This window comes from Acidocella sp. (assembly GCF_035535915.1).
Lineage (GTDB): Bacteria > Pseudomonadota > Alphaproteobacteria > Acetobacterales > Acetobacteraceae > Acidocella.
This window is the reverse complement of the sequence record NZ_DATLPB010000012.1, coordinates 49675-66200: the sequence shown is the minus strand read 5'-3', so window position 1 is coordinate 66200 and position 16526 is coordinate 49675. Positions and strand designations below refer to the sequence as shown.

At 61.6% G+C, this 16526-nt stretch carries 22 protein-coding genes and 2 tRNA genes; 4 read left to right on the top strand and 20 right to left on the bottom strand.

The annotated features are described in order from the left end of the window. From VNC39_RS01785 to VNC39_RS01770, 4 genes are all read right to left on the bottom strand, one after another. The coding region (locus tag VNC39_RS01785) for a D-sedoheptulose-7-phosphate isomerase (protein WP_325395577.1) at positions 1-402 on the bottom strand (402 nt) is incomplete at its 3' end. Between the two features lie 107 nt (positions 403-509). Next, a complete protein-coding gene (locus VNC39_RS01780) occupies positions 510-728 on the bottom strand; it encodes a hypothetical protein (protein ID WP_325395575.1) in 219 nt (72 codons plus the stop codon). After that, positions 706-1497, bottom strand: a complete 792-nt coding sequence (locus VNC39_RS01775) for a 3-hydroxybutyrate dehydrogenase (protein WP_325395573.1) — start codon at positions 1495-1497, stop codon at positions 706-708. Before VNC39_RS01775 ends, VNC39_RS01780 begins: the two co-directional genes overlap by 23 nt. 13 nt (positions 1498-1510) lie before the next feature. After that, positions 1511-2254 (bottom strand): acetoacetate decarboxylase, encoded by a 744-nt coding sequence (locus tag VNC39_RS01770; RefSeq protein WP_325395571.1) that lies wholly within the window; start codon positions 2252-2254, stop codon positions 1511-1513. Positions 2255-2469: 215 nt separating this feature from the next. Here VNC39_RS01770 and VNC39_RS01765 point away from each other — a divergent pair, with 215 nt between their 5' ends. The 3 genes from VNC39_RS01765 to parE all read left to right on the top strand — a co-directional run bounded on the left by VNC39_RS01765 (position 2470) and on the right by parE (position 5912). Next, positions 2470-3645: a patatin-like phospholipase family protein gene (locus VNC39_RS01765; protein ID WP_325395569.1), complete on the top strand. Its 1176-nt coding sequence runs from the start codon at positions 2470-2472 to the stop codon at positions 3643-3645. Further along, positions 3620-3793 carry a hypothetical protein gene (locus tag VNC39_RS01760; protein WP_325395567.1) on the top strand — a complete coding sequence of 58 codons (174 nt, stop codon included), beginning with the start codon at positions 3620-3622 and terminating at the stop codon, positions 3791-3793. Before VNC39_RS01765 ends, VNC39_RS01760 begins: the two co-directional genes overlap by 26 nt. Positions 3794-3938: 145 nt before the next feature. Further along, complete coding sequence (gene parE / locus VNC39_RS01755) at positions 3939-5912, top strand: DNA topoisomerase IV subunit B (protein WP_325395565.1); 1974 nt, start codon at positions 3939-3941, stop codon at positions 5910-5912. An 87-nt stretch (positions 5913-5999) separates the two neighbouring features. Here the strand turns inward: parE and VNC39_RS01750 are convergent, their stop codons facing one another. The 10 genes from VNC39_RS01750 to VNC39_RS01705 all read right to left on the bottom strand — a co-directional run bounded on the left by VNC39_RS01750 (position 6000) and on the right by VNC39_RS01705 (position 10820). Next, positions 6000-6269, bottom strand: a complete 270-nt coding sequence (locus VNC39_RS01750; protein WP_325395563.1) for an HU family DNA-binding protein — start codon at positions 6267-6269, stop codon at positions 6000-6002. 182 nt (positions 6270-6451) lie between these two features. Beyond that, positions 6452-6527: transfer RNA gene (locus VNC39_RS01745), tRNA-Phe, on the bottom strand. Positions 6528-6573: 46 nt separating this feature from the next. Next, a tRNA-Thr gene (locus VNC39_RS01740) sits at positions 6574-6648 on the bottom strand. Positions 6649-6918: 270 nt separating this feature from the next. Further along, positions 6919-7446 (bottom strand): glycoside hydrolase family 108 protein, encoded by a 528-nt coding sequence (locus tag VNC39_RS01735; RefSeq protein WP_325395561.1) that lies wholly within the window; start codon positions 7444-7446, stop codon positions 6919-6921. After that, positions 7447-7794 carry a hypothetical protein gene (locus tag VNC39_RS01730; protein WP_325395559.1) on the bottom strand — a complete coding sequence of 116 codons (348 nt, stop codon included), beginning with the start codon at positions 7792-7794 and terminating at the stop codon, positions 7447-7449. It lies immediately after the preceding gene. 134 nt (positions 7795-7928) lie between these two features. Continuing rightward, positions 7929-8399 carry a hypothetical protein gene (locus tag VNC39_RS01725; RefSeq protein ID WP_325395557.1) on the bottom strand — a complete coding sequence of 157 codons (471 nt, stop codon included), beginning with the start codon at positions 8397-8399 and terminating at the stop codon, positions 7929-7931. Further along, entirely contained in the window at positions 8390-8656 is a 267-nt protein-coding gene (locus VNC39_RS01720) for a hypothetical protein (RefSeq protein ID WP_325395556.1), read from the bottom strand. The genes VNC39_RS01725 and VNC39_RS01720 overlap by 10 nt, the downstream gene beginning before the upstream one ends. Before the next feature lie 165 nt (positions 8657-8821). Next, complete coding sequence (locus VNC39_RS01715) at positions 8822-9571, bottom strand: hypothetical protein (protein ID WP_325395554.1); 750 nt, start codon at positions 9569-9571, stop codon at positions 8822-8824. Positions 9572-9609: 38 nt separating this feature from the next. Then, a complete protein-coding gene (locus tag VNC39_RS01710) occupies positions 9610-10107 on the bottom strand; it encodes a hypothetical protein (RefSeq protein ID WP_325395552.1) in 498 nt (165 codons plus the stop codon). An 83-nt stretch (positions 10108-10190) separates the two neighbouring features. After that, positions 10191-10820, bottom strand: coding sequence for a hypothetical protein (locus tag VNC39_RS01705; protein ID WP_325395550.1), 630 nt, complete (start codon positions 10818-10820; stop codon positions 10191-10193). Positions 10821-10928: 108 nt separating this feature from the next. On the opposite strand from VNC39_RS01705, the gene VNC39_RS01700 reads away from it, so the two are divergent. Then, positions 10929-12098 (top strand): acyltransferase family protein, encoded by a 1170-nt coding sequence (locus tag VNC39_RS01700; RefSeq protein WP_325395548.1) that lies wholly within the window; start codon positions 10929-10931, stop codon positions 12096-12098. 30 nt (positions 12099-12128) lie between these two features. On the opposite strand, the gene VNC39_RS01695 is transcribed toward VNC39_RS01700, so the two are convergent. From VNC39_RS01695 to VNC39_RS01670, 6 genes are read right to left on the bottom strand one after another with little or no spacing between them, the layout of a single operon-like run. After that, a complete protein-coding gene (locus tag VNC39_RS01695) occupies positions 12129-12686 on the bottom strand; it encodes a hypothetical protein (protein ID WP_325395546.1) in 558 nt (185 codons plus the stop codon). Positions 12687-12700: 14 nt separating this feature from the next. Beyond that, positions 12701-13861 (bottom strand): hypothetical protein, encoded by a 1161-nt coding sequence (locus VNC39_RS01690; RefSeq protein ID WP_325395544.1) that lies wholly within the window; start codon positions 13859-13861, stop codon positions 12701-12703. 2 nt (positions 13862-13863) lie between these two features. Then, positions 13864-14472, bottom strand: a complete 609-nt coding sequence (locus VNC39_RS01685) for a YmfQ family protein (protein WP_325395542.1) — start codon at positions 14470-14472, stop codon at positions 13864-13866. Further along, positions 14469-15605, bottom strand: a complete 1137-nt coding sequence (locus tag VNC39_RS01680) for a baseplate J/gp47 family protein (protein WP_325395540.1) — start codon at positions 15603-15605, stop codon at positions 14469-14471. Before VNC39_RS01680 ends, VNC39_RS01685 begins: the two co-directional genes overlap by 4 nt. After that, positions 15605-16060 (bottom strand): phage GP46 family protein, encoded by a 456-nt coding sequence (locus VNC39_RS01675; RefSeq protein ID WP_325395538.1) that lies wholly within the window; start codon positions 16058-16060, stop codon positions 15605-15607. Before VNC39_RS01675 ends, VNC39_RS01680 begins: the two co-directional genes overlap by 1 nt. Then, positions 16057-16518, bottom strand: a complete 462-nt coding sequence (locus VNC39_RS01670) for a phage baseplate assembly protein domain-containing protein (protein WP_325395536.1) — start codon at positions 16516-16518, stop codon at positions 16057-16059. Before VNC39_RS01670 ends, VNC39_RS01675 begins: the two co-directional genes overlap by 4 nt. Positions 16519-16526 lie beyond the last annotated feature (8 nt).

Genomic DNA, 16526 nt, shown 5'->3' with positions numbered 1-16526 from the left:
GACCGTGACAATCCCCATCTCCCGTGCCGCCTGCAGCGCATGCAGCACGTTGGAAGACCGGCCGGAGGTGGTGAGGCCGACCAGCACGTCACCCGGCTTGCCAAGCCCGCGCAACGGGCGCGCAAACATCTGGTCGATCCCGAAATCGTTCACCGCCGCACTCATCGCCACGGTATCGAGCGTCAGCGCCAGAGCCGGCCAACTCTCCCGCGCCACCGCCCCGCGCAACCGGATCAGCAATTCGGTCGCCAGATGCTGCGCATCCGCCGCCGAACCGCCATTGCCGCAAAAAATAATCTTATTGCCCGCACGAATGGCCCGCTCACAGGCCCCCACCACCGCCAGCACCGGTTCCGGATTTTCTGCCAGGGCCAGTTTCAGCGCCGCGGAGCGCTGCAGCATCGCCGCAAACCGCCCCGCCTCGGTCTCATGATTCAGAATCGCTTTGCTCCGCGTTTGGCTCAGATGCGCCCCGCTTTACACGCTTTTCACGCGCCGGCCCAAGCGGCTTAGAAAGAAAGGGCCGCTTTTTGAAAAAAGCGGCGTAAAAACTTTTTGTTACGCTGGGTCGGCGGCAGCGAAACCAGCACGCCCTCCGGGGCTATTCCAACGGTGCTACGCACCGCCGGAACCTTCAACCCCTCCGCCCAGTTTAAAAAAGTTTTTTGCTTCTTTTTTTCAAAAAAGAAGCGCTTTCTTTCCTCCTTAATGCGCCACCCAGCCGCCATCGATCGAGATCGGCGCGCCGGTGATCGTCGCCGCCCCGTCCGAGCACAGGAACACCGCCAACGCGCCGATTTCCGCCGGGGTCGTGAATTTCAACATCGGCTGCGATTCCTGCAGCATCTTTTTCTTTTCGGCCTCAACGTCGGTGCCGGCCTCCTTGGCGCGGTCCTCCAGCTGCTTTTCCACCAGCGGCGTCAGCACCCAGCCCGGGCAGATCGCGTTCACCGTGATACCGTCATTCGCCAGCTCCACCCCCGCCACCTTGGTCGCCCCGACCACGCCATGCTTGGCCGCGACATAAGCCACCTTGTGCGGGCTCGCGACCAACCCGTGCGCGGACGCGATGTTGATGATCCGCCCCCATTTCTTGGCCTTCATGCCCGGGATCGCCGCCTTCATGCCGTAAAACACGGCCGACAAATTGATCGCCAGAATCGCCTCCCATTTCGCCTCGGGAAACTCCTCCACAGGGGCGACGAATTGGATCCCGGCATTGTTCACCAGAATATCCAGGCTGCCCAGCCGGTCATGCGTCTTCTGCACGATCGCCGCCACCTGATCCGGCTTGCTCAGGTCCGCGCCGTCATAGTCCACCTTCACGGAGAACTCCTGCGCCAGGCCGCTGCGGATCTTCTCGATCTCGGCGGCGTCGCCGAACCCGTTCAGCATGATCGCCGCACCTTCCGCGGCCAGAGCCCGCGCAATGCCGTACCCGATCCCGCTGGTCGAACCGGTTACCAACGCAACCTTCCCTTTTAGTGTTAACGCCATGTCGCGTTCTCCTTTATTTTGTTTCGGTCAGATAGTCGTGCAGAACCTCGCCATACGGCAATGTCAGGTCGGCACAAAAATGCTGCCCATAAAGAATTTTCCGTACCGGCAAATCCGCCAAGCGGCAATTGGCGTGTGGGATCAGATGCAACCGAGCCTCGCCTGTAAACCCGAATTTCAAATCGATGTTTTCCAGATGATACCCGACAAGCTGCGCCACTTTCGGCGAACCATCGATATCGGGAATGAATTTGAGATTCACGTTAAGCTTCTTCATGCCCTCGACCAGCTTGGCGTGATCCATCGGCTTCTGCTTGTACACCATGGTGCCGAGCGCCACGCGCTCCTCGTCGTAATGCAGCGTGCCCGTCAACGTGTCGTGAATCGTCCGCAAACGCGGCACGCCATATTTCTTTGGAAATCCCCAGATCTCGCGCCCGCCGGTGGTCGGCGGCTCGTCGTCGAGATACATCATGACGCTGTAGTTACATTTCGTACCATTAAACAACGCCGCGATCCCGCACCCGCTTTCCTCGTAATCGCCAAATCCCGAAGAATCCGGCATTTTCATCCACTCAAAGTAAACATCGTTGCCGTCAGGCACGAGCGGTTCGGGCAAAAATGCGCGCAACGCCTCCGGATCCGTTTCGTAATGAATGAGCAAATATTCACGGTGAATGAAGCGGTAAGGGCCTTTCGGATAGCTGGGGGAGGCAAGCGGCATCGATGCCGCGTTCAGGATTTCTTCACGGGTCATTTGCGAACTCCCTTGTGCGTTGCGATAATTTAGGCAGAGGGAACGGAAAATTCATGTGACGTTTATGTCACCATTTTCCACACATCACGATCAGCCGGCGGCAAAACGCTGTTGCGCCCGTGTTTGCCTTCCGCCCATTTTTCCCCACACTATATTTCCATATGCGTACAAAAGGCGCTAGTTGAATCTGCATAGCTTTCCGGAGATCGATCTTCATGGATGTGCTAACCGACCCCCACGCCCCGCATCGCAAACCCCTATTGCCCATCGAGCCGCTCCCCCGCCCCGAAGGCGTCGACCGGATCGGCCTCGTCCTGCAAGGCGGCGGCGCGCTCGGCGCCTATCAGGCCGGCGTGTATCAGGCGCTGCACGAGGCCGGGCTGGAGCCGGACTGGGTGGTCGGCGTCTCCATCGGCGCCATTAATTCCGCGATCATCGCCGGCAACCCACCGGAAGAGCGCTTGCGGAAGCTCGAACGCTTCTGGCTCGACATCACCGCCCGGGATCCGTTCACGGCCTGGCCGGCAGGCGACACGCCACGGCGCCTCCGCAACATGCTCTCCGCCGTCAATGCCACGCTCTTCGGCCAGCCTGGCTTCTTCCGGCCGACATTAAGCCATGGCTGGCTCGCCCCGCGCGGCTCGCACGCGGCCACCTCGCTCTATGACACGTCGCCTTTATACGCGACCCTCGGCAAGCTGGTCGATTTCAACCGGATCAACAATGGCGAGATCCGCTTCGCGGTCGGCGCCGTCAACGTCGCCTCGGCCAATTTCATCTATTTCGACAACAAGAATGTAGAGATCGCGCCCGAGCACATCATGGCCAGCGGCGCTCTCCCCCCGGCTTTGCCCATGGTCCGCATTGGCCGCGATTATTTCTGGGATGGCGGGCTGGTCTCCAACACGCCGCTATATCACCTGCTCCGCAATACAAGCGGGGAGAATGTGCTGGTCTTTCAGGTCGATCTCTTCTCCGCCCAGGGCAGCATACCGCGCGACATGGCCGATGTCCTCTCCCGCCAGAAAGACATCCAATATTCGTCCCGCACCCGTATCGTCACCGACTATTTCCAGGAGACCCATCAGCTTAAACAAGATCTGCGCGACGCCCTGAACATGATCCCGGACGAGGAGCTTTCCGAAGAGCAGCGTCACGCCAAGGCCGAACTCGAGCGCCTGCCGGAAATCAACATCATGCAGCTGATCTACCACCAGAAGGCCTATGAGGGCGACGCCAAGGATTACGAGTTCAGCCGCATCTCGATGAAGGAACATTGGCGCACCGGCTATTACGACACGCGCAACACGCTTGCGCACAAGGACTGGCTCACCGTGAAAGACAGCGACAGCGCCATTACCACCCATGACATCCACCGCCACGGCGAATAAAGAAAGCGGCCGCTTTTTGAAAAAAGCGGCGCAAAAACTTTTGTTACGCCGGGCGGAGGGGCTGAAGGTTCCGGCGGTGCGCAGCACCGTTGGAATAGCCCCGGAGGGCATGGGCTGTGTCAGCGACAACGCCCACGGCCCAGCATAACAAAGTTTTTTTGCTACTTTTTGTTCACAAAAAGTAGCGCTTTCTTTCCTTATTCTTATCAGCCCGCGCGGATCGCTCACCCGGCTCTTGGCCTCACCAGGCAAAACTGGCTACTCAATGGCGGACCAACCCGGAGTCGGACGATTTGAGCGATCTATTCGAGACGAGCGGCGCCGAGCCGAAATACTCGGCCAAGGATATTGAGGTTCTCGAAGGGCTGGAGCCCGTTCGGCGCCGGCCAGGCATGTATATCGGCGGCACCGACGAGACCGCCTTGCACCATCTCGCCGCGGAAATCCTCGACAATGCCATGGACGAGGCCGTCGCCGGCCACGCCACCTTCATCGAAATGACGCTGGAAGCCGGCAACCGGCTGACCATCCGCGACAATGGCCGCGGCATCCCGGTCGACCCGCACCCGAAATTCAAGGACAAATCCGCGCTCGAGGTCATTCTCACCACCTTGCATTCGGGCGGAAAGTTCTCGGGCAAGGCTTACGCCACCTCCGGCGGCCTGCATGGCGTCGGCTCCTCCGTGGTCAACGCCCTCTCCTCCAGCCTCACCGCCGAAGTGGCGCGCGAGAAGCGACTCTACCGCCAGGACTTCGCCCGCGGCGTTCCCCAAGGCGGGCTGCAGGACCTCGGGCCGATCCAGAACCGCCGTGGCACCAGCATCCGCTTCGTGCCGGACAGCGAAATTTTCGGCGATAAGCTCTTCTCGCCGGCCCGGCTCTACCGGCTGTGCCGCTCGAAAGCCTATCTGTTCCGCGGCATGCGCATCAAATGGGCGGCCGACCCCAGCCTGCTGAAGGCCGATTCGGAAACACCCGCCACCGCCGAGCTGCATTTTCCCGGCGGCCTGCGCGATTCGCTGGAAGCCGAACTCGGCGACGCGCCCCGCGTGCTGCAGGAGATCTGGGCCGGCGAAGCCAAGCTCCCCGACCTGCCGGACGGCACCAGCCAGGGCAAGCTGGAATGGGCCTGCGCCTGGCTCGAGCGCGGCGACTCCAAGCTCGACACTTACTGCAATACCATCCCCACCCCGCAGGGCGGCACGCACGAAAGCGGCTTCCGCGCCGCCCTGCTCAAAGGGCTGCGCGCCTGGGCCGAGTCCCGCGGCAACAAGCGCGGCGCCGCCATTATCGGCGAGGACGTCGCCGGCGGCCTCGCCGCCAAATTGTCGCTGTTCATCCGCGAACCGCAATTCCAGGGCCAGACCAAGGAAAAGCTCACCAGCCCGGAAGCCGCGAAGCTGACCGAGGCGTCGCTGCGCGACCGCTTCGACCATTTCCTCGCCGGCGACCCGAACAACGCCGACAATCTGCTCGCCTTCGTCATCGACCGCGCCGAGGAGCGGCTGCGCCGCAAGGAGCTCAAGGACACGCCGCGCAAATCGGCGACGCGCCGGCTGCGCCTGCCCGGCAAGCTCGCCGATTGCAGCGCCGAAAGCGCCGACGGCACGGAGATTTTCCTGGTCGAGGGCGACTCCGCCGGCGGCTCCGCCAAGCAGGCCCGCAACCGCAACAGCCAGGCGATTCTGCCGCTGCGCGGCAAAATCCTCAACGTCGCTTCCGCCTCGGTGGAAAAGCTGCGCCAGAACCAGGAATTGAAGGACCTCATCGAGGCGCTGGGCTGCGGCGTCGGCCCGCAATTCAACCGTGCCAATCTGCGCTATGAGCGCGTCATCATCATGACCGACGCGGATGTCGACGGCGCGCACATCGCCTCGCTGCTGATGACGTTCTTCTACCGCGAACTGCCGGAGCTGATCCGCCACGGCCATGTCTACCTGGCGCAGCCGCCGCTCTACCGCATCGTCCAGGGCGCCAAGAGCGTCTATGCGATGGACGATGCCGAGCGCGAGCGACTCGTCAAAACCTTCAAGCCCGGCGCCAAGATCGAGGTCAGCCGCTTCAAGGGGCTGGGCGAGATGCCGCCTGCGATCCTCAAGGATACCACCATGGACCCGGCCAAGCGGGTGCTGCTGCGAATCGTCGCACCGCCCGAAGACCGCGCGGAAACCTCGACGATCGTGGAAAACCTGATGGGCAAGCGGCCGGAACTGCGCTTCCAGTTCATCCAGGAAAACGCCGGCAACGTGACCGAACTGGATATCTGACGCCGGCCCGTTCCCGGCGCCTCGCTCATAAAAAAACAGCCCGGGGCGACCGGGCTGTTTTTTTTAGCGCAAAAAAACCTGCTGCGTTTAGACCATCTTCTTCAGCGACGGCGAGGCCTTGAAGCGCACGGTCTTGCCGGCCTTCACCTTGATCTCTTCGCCGGTGCGCGGATTCACGCCTTTGCGGGCCTTGGTCTTGCGCACGGTGAAGGTGCCGAAGCTCGGCAGCGTGAACTTGCCGTTCTTCTTCATTTCCTTGACGATCGCCTCGATCAGATCGGTTGCAGCGCGATTCGCGGACACGCCGGTAATCTCTGCGGAATTCTGAATAACCTCAGCAATGAATGCTTTCGACATGTCTTAGCCTCTTTTCCTGTTGCAAATCCTGACCAGGCTTTTCGCCAAGCCATCTTATAATAAACGCTTCAGGCTCCGCCAACGGAATGCCCGAGCGCGAGCAAACATCTAGCCCTCACCTCGGAAAAACACCAGAGGCTGGCATAGTGGAACATGCAAAAAAATGAATGGAGGGGAATAAATGGTGCCCAGGGACGGAATCGAACCATCGACACTGCGATTTTCAGTCGCATGCTCTACCAACTGAGCTACCTGGGCACGCCGGGGAACGCCTAAACCAAGCGGCCTTCCGTTTCAACCCCGCTGGTGCTGTCACTGGGAATTGAACCCAGGACCTCTTCATTACCAATGAAGTGCTCTACCCCTGAGCTATGACAGCAAAACCGCGGTTGATGGCCCGGTTCCTAGCCTTTTAGGGGTAGGACCGCAAGTGCCCGTCATCACGAATTTGCGTACAAAACTGCAACTTCACATGCCTATCCGTGCACCATGCGTGCAGTCTGTTCTCGGGATGTTCCGATGAACGGCGTTTGTGAACGCCGTTCATCACCCTTTCGTGAGCCAGCATACCCCCGTCCCATCCCGGGGACGTCACCGATTCGCCGCTGCCCATTCTTCAATGTCGCGCCGCTCGACTCGCGGCCTGATCCTATGCCGCCACTCCATGCGGAACCATCGCCCCGGCCGCTGCCTGGCATCGTACCGTTCGCGCGATCCATCCCGGGCCAAATTCGCCATAGCCCGGAAGCCGCCGGTAGTAAGCCTGGTGGCTGAGCGTCAGCGCCGCGATGACCCAGGACCTGTCGTGCGTCGCGAGCGCAGCCAGCGTAGCGGGGCCGATGACGCCGTCCTGTTCCACTTTTATAAGCGCCTGCAGCTGCATCGCACTGGTGCGTGGCCCCGCGTTGAGCCCGAAATCGAATGCGACAAGGTCCACGCCGGCCGGCAGCGCATCACCACTCACCGCGACCCAATAACGCGGCTTGTAAATAGCCTCGGACTGAGCCGCGGTCAGGTTGCGCACATCGTCCACGGTCGCGGGCCGTCCGAGGACAGCCGACAGCTCAGCCATGGTGATGCCGTGATTCGTGGCTCCCCCAGGATCACCCTTGACGTCACAAAAACCACCCTCCTGACGCAGCGAAAAGCCGCAACAGGCATCGAAATTGCTGAGCATCTAACGATTCTCCACGGGCAGGATGAAGGATAGGCTGACCTGGTCGCCGTTGGCCGAGACGATGTCGGCCGTGACCTGGTATTTGGCGCCGATGGAGCCGCCGGAAATCACCGTTCCCACGGCAAGAGCGGCACCTTTCTTGCCTGCGATCACCGCCTGGGTGCCGATCGTCAGATTGACCTGGCCTGGCTGCAGCGCGCCGATCGGCGTCGAGATCACCGAATCGATGGCGGCGATCGTATCCCCGGCCTTCAGCTGGTTTGAGAAATCATGTTCGTACTGACGCGAGGTGAAGGGTGCTTTGCCGGTAAGAAGCACCATCTCAGGAGTCTCATTGAATATGCTCATCGACGCATCCGATTGCTGGAGGAAAAGGGCAACGGTGACATCAGGTGCAAACACGGCCACCGTTTCGTCAGGTGGAAATTCCGCTGTCGTGATGTCAGGCAGAAACAGGGCGATGTTTTCCGGATCGCACACGATCAGGCGGCCTTCTTGGGCGCGGCCTTGGCTGTGTGACCTCCCGGGTCACAGGTGATCTCGACACCCGGCTTCACCGCACGCTGCGGCAGCCAGATCGGAAACGAGATTTTATGCACGCCGGTGCCGATGCCACGATGAAATTTTTCTGACAGGACCAGAAGGTTCCTGATGTCGTCCGGGCTCGTGATTGGCGTCTCGGGATCGCGCGCAGTGAAGCCATAGGGATCAAAGGCATGCAGCGCATCGAGCACCCTTTCGGGATCGAGCGAGGGCCAAAGGCTCCACTCGAAAATGTGGTGGACCTCGCGTTTTTCGCGTGAGCCCGATACCCAGCACGGGAGGTCCAGCTTGCGAATCAGCACCCGCTTGTTGCGCCGGAACTCCTCGGATTCCGTGCGCTGGACGTGCTCAGGGTAGAGTACGTCCTCATGCAGCGTCTCGCGCTGCTCATGCGCCGCCGTCATTTCCAAGGCTTTCCATTGACGACATTGAACCAGATCGTGGTGGCACCGAGGATGGCGGCTGCCACCCAGAACAGCGCGATTTTCACGCCGTTCGCGGTCTGGATGACCGAGTTAAGCTTGCTCACTTCGGCGTCGTGTTCGGTGAGCTTTGTCTCCTGATTCTTGCAGATCACCTGCAGACGACCGATCGCAACGAGCGCTTCGGCCAAGTCGCGGGGAATCATCTCGGGCGGCACGTCGACATGGGGGAGCCCTTTGGTCATCTCGTATTCCTGATTTGATAAGTGAGGGGAAAGTTAGGCCGCCGAGGCTGCGCATGACTTGAAGGGGCAGCTGTTATCCGCGCCACTGCCATTCGCGGCGCCAAGACCAGTCTGGCTGCATGACACTAACGGGATGCCAGCCCCACCAGCGGAGCCAGAGCTCGATCACGCGTAGGCGCCAGGGCTGAGGACGCCATGCATGCGCTGGATCATCTCATCGAGGCGGCCCAACGTCAGGCCGCTGGGGGCGGTGCCGTTCGGGCCAATCCATTCGCGCCGCAGCAGGGCATAAGCTTCCGAGCCGTAGCGTTTCCACCATGGCCATTCGACGTATTGCCGCTCGCCCCATGTCACGACCCACATGCCGTTGGCATCATAGGCCACGGCCAGCACCGCGTGGCCGCCAGCCGGCGCGTCTGGCATATCGAGGACGAACCACGGCTCGCCGGCATCGAATTGCGTCTCCGCGCTCTCTGGCAGTTCGACGCCGAGCAGCACACAGCCGAACTCTTCGATCGACCGCTTGATGCCGTCGATGTCGCCGGGCTCGATATCGGCAAAGCCGTCCAACCGATCGAGCGCACCGTCGGTGTCGATCGCGATGCCTGTCAGCATCCAATACCGCAGCGCATCGAGCAGCACGGTGCCATTGTCGTTCGCCACCGGCGGCCCGGCCGTGAAGTCGGTCTCGGCCGAGTAATCGGCCAGCGCGCAGGCGGTGTCTGGCATGACCTCGGCGCCCGCATTGGCCGTCCAGAGTTGGACCGCGTGCAGCATCGCCGCCCAGGCGCAGTCGCCATAGACGTCATTGCCCAGCATCAGCCACGCGTGCACCGGCTTCGACCAATCAGCCGAGGCAGGCGGCGGCGGTAGCGGCGCGACGCCACGGACATGCAGCAGCGCAGGAACATCCACGCCCGCCGGGCGCGGCAGCTTCCCGAGCGGCCAGCGCATCAGCCGGCCGCCAGCAGTGTGCGGGCGTTGCGCAGCGTGGCGCGTGCCGCAGCGAGCGCTTCCGGCGCCGGTGCGCTGACAGTGGCGCTCGACAGGCCGGCTGCCGCGCCAAGTACCGGCAGGACCAGCTGCAGCGCCGTTACCACCTGCGACACTTTCGCCGGTAAGGCGAAGCCAGCAAGCAGCTTCAGACCATCGCCAGCCAAGGTAACGACCTTGCCCGCGGCAGACTCGCCGGCTATCGCCGTGGCGGCACTATTGATGCTCTGCGCGAATGTGCTGGCCTGCCCGATGTCGCTCTCGATCGTGGTCAGCGTGGCGGCCGGAATTCCAGTGAGCGTCGGCAGTACCGGTGTTAGCGCAACCAGCGCCGTTGCAACGTCGCTCAGTTCGGCCGCAGCCTCGGCGGAAATTGTCGCGATCTCGGAAGCGGTGCAGCCAGTGAGCATGCAGGCGGCGGCAGTCGAGCCCAGCAAGGCCCGGCGGGTCATGTTCATGATGGATTCCTTTGGATGAGGGGGATGGAGCAACCGGGATGGCGGCCAGGCGCATGCCGGGCCGCCTCGATGAGTGGCCGGGCTTAAGCGGCGGCCGGTGCGGGCGTTGCCGGGGACGCGGCGGGCGGGGTTGGCTGAGCAGCCGGGATGGTGGCCGCAGGCACACCGATGCGCGCGAGCAGCATGGCCTCGATGTCGGCCGGCGTGACGCCGAGCGCGTCCTCGGCGGCCGGAGCGAGCTTCTGGACGAGGCTCACGGCGTTCGCCAGCGGTCCGGCCGCAATGGTCACGGTCGACGTGCTGGCGGCGAGCGCCTTCAGGCCGTTCATGAGAAATGCCTCGCCATGCACCAGCGCCTGGTCGAGGTCGTCCGCCGCCGCGCTGCCGCTCTGAATGCTCAGGCGACTCTCGATCGCGACCAAGGCACGGCGCCCATAGAAGGTGATGACCGCGATGGCAACGGAGAGCACCCAGCCCCAGAGCTGTGTGAGGTCCACGACCTGCGCCGGCGCGCCGGTGGCGGCCAGCGCCAGGCGCGGACTGAACAGGATGGCACCCAGCACGGCCCCGAACGCCAAGCTTGCGAGCCCGACCCGGCCGGGGCGGAAAATGGCGACGGTGGAGACCAGCCGCCGGGTAGCCGGCGTGAACGTAAGAGCAAGCGCCAGCATGCCCAGGGTGAGCATCAGGAAAAACATGTCGATTTCTTTCAAAAAAATAATACGCGGGACCGCCGCGCACGGATGGTTGTGCCTAAGGGCTCAGGAGCACGATTCAGGCGCCTGAGAGGCCTGGGGTTGCCCAAGGAGCAAGCGGTCTGTATGGCATTGGCAATGAAAAGGAGCCTAAGGCCACTAACCTCGCTGCGCTTCCTCGCAGCCGTAATGATCGTCATTCACCATAGCCGGGCCTATTTTGGCTACGGAAACTGGCTCGGAACACGTTTTAGCCTCGATGCCGGCGTGGATTTTTTTTATGTCCTATCGGGCTTCATTCTCTACTATTCGTATCGGGAATTCGAGACGCCCCGCGATGTGTACAATTTCTATGTCGCACGGTTAGCTCGAATTTGGCCGCTCCATTTCGCCACGTTTCTCATTGTCCTTGCGTTTCTTCCTGCACCATGGGGACCGCCAGGAAACGCCGCTCGCGAGGCCATAACCAATCTCCTCCTGTTGCAAGCGTGGTCACCGCAGTTCAACTATTTCTTCTCGTTTAACGCCGTATCGTGGAGCCTGTCTGTCGAGGCATTCTTCTATCTGCTGTTTCCGGTCCTGATATGCCGCTGGAGCAAAACGTGGATGTGGAAGCTTGCGCTTTGCGTGGCAGCCATCATAGCGATACTCGAGTATGCGAGATTCACGCCTGGCAAGTGGATGTTGGAAGGAATGCCCGTCGATCCCACGGCTTTTATCTTCCCGCCCGTTCGCTTGCTGGAATTTGCGCTCGGGATTGCCGGCTGCTCGATCTGGTTGCAGCATAGCGCGAAACTTGCTCGTCTGCCAGTTTGGAGCGCTACCATGCTCGAGCTGGCAGCATTCGTAATCGTCGGTCTCGTGCTGTATGGGATGACCCCATTCTTGTCCGTCCTTTTCGCGCACAAGCACATCGGCTACGCCGCGTTCTGGTGGTTCGACGAATGCGGATATGCTCCAGCCATGGTTGTTCTGATCATCCTCATGGCGAGCGGGCGCGGTCTTCCATCGCGGTTCCTGTCTTTGCAGCTTCCCGTGCGACTTGGGGAGATCAGCTTCTCCATCTACATGTGCCATCAGATTTTTCTTCGCGTCTTCGCCGAAAATGACAGCCTCGCGGCGTTCGGCGGGAAAAAGGCTCAGTATGTGGCGTTCTGGGCCTTAACGCTATTGGTCTCATACCTTCTTTGGGAGTTTATCGAGAAACCCTGTCGCCAAAGGGCTGTTCGATTCTTCGCGATGAAGCAGACGGCTCCTAATGTTTCGGCGCTTCAGATCTCAAGCGCGGCCGATTAGCTCACCCGCGCTGTATGTCTTCGCCTCGAATTAAGGCCACGAGATCGCCTGCACAGCGCCTACTGTCGTGGCTTCACTGACTTGGCTTAGCAAGCCGGCATAGGTTGTCTGCTGGGTCTGGATGTGCGTGTTCAAGTCCTTCTGAACCTGTTGTGCCTGGGCTGCCGTGTGCGCCGTAAACACCCACCCGCCGCTGCTCGGCTGACACCAGAGCGACCCACCAGAAACCGCCACAAGGGCGATGTTCATCTGGGTCTCCTGGTCGCTCGGATAGCCGTTCGACGTCCCAAGCGCGGAACTCGTGAAGCCCCCCTCGATCGCAGCCTTACATGCCGTCTGCATCAGGGCTGATTGCGTGGCCTGCATTTGCGCAAGCGTCGGCGCAGGCGAAGAAGAAGGTGCGGCGAACGACCACACGCCACCAGTTTCGGTGGCAACCCATCCCGGCTGAGGCGTGACGCCGGCCGGAACAGCGACGCAATTCGCGACATAATCGGCGTGATAGCACTGCGCCAGCGTGAATCCCGTCTGAATCGGCACAGGGTACACAACGACAACGCCATTGAGCACATATGCGTAATTTTCCATTTTTGCGTTGCTCCTTACGCGAATGCATAAATCTGCACGTAACCGTTTCCGCCACGGCCTCCGGTCAGCGCCGGACCTCCGGAGATTTGCGCGGTGCCACCGCCGCCGGCTCCGTTAGAAGACGCTGAGAAGCCATTCTGTCCTGCGGATATCGCCGCACCGGCACCAGATCCCCCTCCGGAGGAAGATACGAGGTTACTACCGCCAAACGATAGCGACACACCGCCAGGTGCTCCTGCAATGTTCAGGAGATTAGCTCCACTTGCCAGCGTCCCATTGATCCCGCCGGTGGTAAAGCTCGCGGAGCTTGGGCCAGCGATCTGCGCTGCTGGACCACCCGGCGCCGTAAGCAGGGCACCGAACGATGACGCCCCGCCAGGGCTGCCAGTCCCCCCAGCCACTGGCGTGCCGCCGGCGCCTACAGTAACTGCAACGCCGTTAAAACCTTCGGCATAGATCCCGCTCGCATAAGTGCCTTCCGTACCGCCCGATCCGATTGACGTGGCACCCGTGGAGCACGCCGGCGCACCACCCCCCGCGCTACCCCCGCCTTTGGCATTGACTATGACGAATTTCGTTCCAGGAGGGGCATTGTAAACGCCCGAAGCATTGAACGTTTCCACGCTAATGAGCCGCCCAGAGCCCGGCTGCCACCAATGCGAGATGCCATCGCCGATCAGGTCGGCCCCCAAGCCATTGCCAATCGATCCACCGGTCGACCCCGTAGGAAGGATGGTATCATTTTCTGCCAGCGCATAGGTGACCGTGTTTGCGCTCGTGTCGGTACGGATGATCTTGAAGGAGAGCGGAATTCCATTCGCACTAGCGGCGGCCGGCATCGTGATCGTGATGTTGCTGTCCGCCGCGTTCACCAGCACCAGGCCGGCATTATCGGCCGTGAGTGTGGCGCTGGCGGTGACCGTGGTGACATTTCCTCCGGCAAATCTTTTAACCGCCTGCAATACCTGGTTCAGAGCCTGCCGATTATTCGTAAGGCCGGCACCCCCCTGCAGGGCTAAAATTTCCTGGACAATCCCATTGTAATGGTACGCCGGGAACTGCGTCGGCACCGTCGACCCAGGCACTCCGTTTACCGCATATTGCGGTGTGCCCGTGGCGGGAGGTCCATCTGCCTCAGAAAGCGGAACGGTGTTTGGTGCAATGATCGCGTCCATGGTTACCCCTGGGAGAAGGAGAAGAGAAGCTGGGTATGGGCCGGGCAAATGCGCTGCAGTTCACACTGCAGAGCCGTGTTGCCGAAGCTCGAGAAAGAATCGCCGAAATTGTTCTGGCCAAATTCGAAGAAATCGACCGTGAAAGTCGGTGCGTTGACCTGCCAGACGTAGGCCCAAGGCTGTCCGTACATCAGCGAACCGAAGGGCTGACCGAATGTGAACGGCCGAAATTGCGTAATGGTAATCGGATAGCCCAGCGTCGCCGCGACGCTGATCATATAGTCCGGGCTCTGGCCACCCCGAGCGGCGATACGCGACACCAGCTGCTGACGGCGCTGCGCGTAAGACGGACTCGCGCCCAGGCACGGATCCGGTAGACCAAAGCTCGCTTCCCAATCTGGCAGCAGCAGCGTCGTCTCACGTGGGTCGCTCTCGATCTCACTGAGCAAGGATGCCTGAGCATGCACGTCGACCATGCGACCGGTGAGACCGGACAGCAGCGTCGTCAGCAACGCCTCAACATCTCGGGGCAGCGCATCACCTGGCGGCAGCAATCCTTGCCCACCACTCAGAAAATCGGCCGCGCCGAGACCGGCGATGGTGTTTGTCACGAGGTCACCTGGCCGAGGCTGAGCATGATGCCAAAGCCGGCGATCTGATCCGCCGTCGGCGCCGCGAGATCGAACGAGAACACGCCCGGCGCCCCAGTGATCGCGCCATAGATCTGGCTCAGGCTGAGCGAACCGCCGGCCACAAATGCGCGCTGTGTGCTGTCCCAGCCTGTGCCGCCTGGTGTCGTCGTCGCAAAGAGTTGCGCCAGCGCTGTCATGATGTTCGCTTGCGCTGTTGCCTCTGTGAAACCCGGTGCAGGCACAAGGTTATTGATGGTAATCGCGACAGGCGACTGCGTCGGCGCGAATGCCGTTGGCGCCGCTGTGACCGGGCACGAGGCATCGATCGAGTTTTGCACGTTCGTGATATCGGGCGAGAGCGGGACAATATCCGCTCGACCATCCATCACAAAGGTGACGCCGACAGTCCCGGCGCCAAAGAGTAGCGGATACACCCAGACACGCGTGACGCCGGCGACTTCCTCGGCCCAGGTGACATAATCAAATGCCGCACCGCCTTGTGGCGGACTTGAAAGGCGCTGCAGCACGCGAACGCGGAGCGCCGCGTCCGTCTCCTCATCCTCGCCGCCGCTTAGACCGTTGCTGTCCACAACGGCCGTGCCAAGGACACCGGCGATCGCGACCATCAATGTCACCGGCGAGTTCGGCAAAAGATTTCCGGCCGAACCGCTGGGGAGCGGATTGCCGCCCGTGACCGGCACGGTGGCGATCACCGGGATCGTTACCGTCCCGCTGGGCCCGATGGTTCCCTCCGCCGTTGTCGTCAAAATAACGGCAGCATTGCTCGACTGGACCTGCGTGCGGACCGGAATCGATCTACCGACCGTCCCAGTGAAAATAATGTTACCCGCTGACGACGTTGCACCTTCGCGCTGCAGCTTAAGCATGTTCGCCCAGCGATCGAGATATTCACCCGTTGCTGTGTCAGGCAGCAAAACGTTGATCACCATCCAATCGAGGTAATCGTATTCTCCACTCGCGAGCGCCGCTGACATGTAGGCCAGCACGAGCAGCAGGCTACGCCGCAGCGTTGGATCCGCGTTCGGCAGGCGCGCGAGATCTGCCTGTGCCGAGTTGATCAGGTCCTGGAAGGACGGACGCGGGAACGGCATCAGGAAAAGCTCCAGAGAACATCGTAAAGGGGCGAGCCGCCCTTCTGGCCAAAGTTCGGACTGATGTTGATCTGCCCGATCGCAGGGTAGGTGCAGGTGACGCTCAGGCTGCCGACCACACCGTCCGCCAGCAGCCAGCCGAGCGCTTCCGTGGCGTAATTCTGCGCTGCGATCAGCGTGGCATTGTTCTGCACCGAGCGCTTCAGCAGCCAGAGCCGCGAGCCGATCCGGTCGGGCTTGCCATTGACCGGCGGCAGGAACGCATCGCCCCACCAGCCGCGGTGATCCGTCGAATTCGGATCCGGAAGCGCGTCACCCGGCTGCGCCGCGGCATCGAGCAGCAGACTCAAAATGACCGCGGTTTTCAGCCCCTGATCAACCAGCAGATCCGGCGCGTTCATCGCCACGTCGTAGCCGGAGATCGCGCCATTCCAGATCAGTGCGAGATCGGTCATGTGAGTCCCTCGCTTGGTGTTTCGGTCTGGAAATCGCCGGTCTGGACGCCGCCGTGCGTGTGCTGTTCCGTGGCCAGACGGAGGAAGGTCTTGCCGCCGTCAGGGCTCCACAGCATCGCCGGCGCGATGATGCGCACCTCGGCGGGATCGATGATCTCTGTCCAGCCCAGGCGTTGGATCAGCTGGCGCTGCCCTTGCTGGCGGGACATGCCACCCTCGCCCGGCTGCAGATCGGCGACCGCGTCCGCGGTATTATCTCCGCCCAAAGCTACCTTGTGGTCGGCGAGCGAACCGACCTGGATCACCAGTACGTCCGAGTCGATCGACGGGTTGGCAACATAGCCAGGCGGTAGCAGCAGCTCGACCGAATTGAAAACTTCGGTGTCGTAGCGCGTCACCTGCATCAAGGTCCGGCCTGAGATCACGGCACCGGCGACCTTCGCACGGGTGAGCATCATGCGAACGG

What these genes read in the sequence shown, in the direction of transcription:
- VNC39_RS01710 (WP_325395552.1), bottom strand. Translation starts at nt 10,107, where the DNA reads ATGAACATGACCCGCCGGGCCTTGCTGGGCTCGACTGCCGCCGCCTGC.
- VNC39_RS01770 (WP_325395571.1), bottom strand. Translation starts at nt 2,254, where the DNA reads ATGACCCGTGAAGAAATCCTGAACGCGGCATCGATGCCGCTTGCCTCC.
- VNC39_RS01680 (WP_325395540.1), bottom strand. Translation starts at nt 15,605, where the DNA reads ATGCCGTTCCCGCGTCCGTCCTTCCAGGACCTGATCAACTCGGCACAG.
- VNC39_RS01775 (WP_325395573.1), bottom strand. Translation starts at nt 1,497, where the DNA reads ATGGCGTTAACACTAAAAGGGAAGGTTGCGTTGGTAACCGGTTCGACC.
- VNC39_RS01695 (WP_325395546.1), bottom strand. Translation starts at nt 12,686, where the DNA reads ATGGAAAATTACGCATATGTGCTCAATGGCGTTGTCGTTGTGTACCCT.
- VNC39_RS01750 (WP_325395563.1), bottom strand. Translation starts at nt 6,269, where the DNA reads ATGTCGAAAGCATTCATTGCTGAGGTTATTCAGAATTCCGCAGAGATT.
- VNC39_RS01765 (WP_325395569.1), top strand. Translation starts at nt 2,470, where the DNA reads ATGGATGTGCTAACCGACCCCCACGCCCCGCATCGCAAACCCCTATTG.
- VNC39_RS01730 (WP_325395559.1), bottom strand. Translation starts at nt 7,794, where the DNA reads ATGAGCATATTCAATGAGACTCCTGAGATGGTGCTTCTTACCGGCAAA.
- VNC39_RS01700 (WP_325395548.1), top strand. Translation starts at nt 10,929, where the DNA reads ATGGCATTGGCAATGAAAAGGAGCCTAAGGCCACTAACCTCGCTGCGC.
- VNC39_RS01690 (WP_325395544.1), bottom strand. Translation starts at nt 13,861, where the DNA reads ATGGACGCGATCATTGCACCAAACACCGTTCCGCTTTCTGAGGCAGAT.
- VNC39_RS01670 (WP_325395536.1), bottom strand. Translation starts at nt 16,518, where the DNA reads ATGATGCTCACCCGTGCGAAGGTCGCCGGTGCCGTGATCTCAGGCCGG.
- VNC39_RS01780 (WP_325395575.1), bottom strand. Translation starts at nt 728, where the DNA reads ATGGCGGCTGGGTGGCGCATTAAGGAGGAAAGAAAGCGCTTCTTTTTT.
- VNC39_RS01735 (WP_325395561.1), bottom strand. Translation starts at nt 7,446, where the DNA reads ATGCTCAGCAATTTCGATGCCTGTTGCGGCTTTTCGCTGCGTCAGGAG.
- VNC39_RS01720 (WP_325395556.1), bottom strand. Translation starts at nt 8,656, where the DNA reads ATGACCAAAGGGCTCCCCCATGTCGACGTGCCGCCCGAGATGATTCCC.
- VNC39_RS01675 (WP_325395538.1), bottom strand. Translation starts at nt 16,060, where the DNA reads ATGACCGATCTCGCACTGATCTGGAATGGCGCGATCTCCGGCTACGAC.
- VNC39_RS01760 (WP_325395567.1), top strand. Translation starts at nt 3,620, where the DNA reads ATGACATCCACCGCCACGGCGAATAAAGAAAGCGGCCGCTTTTTGAAA.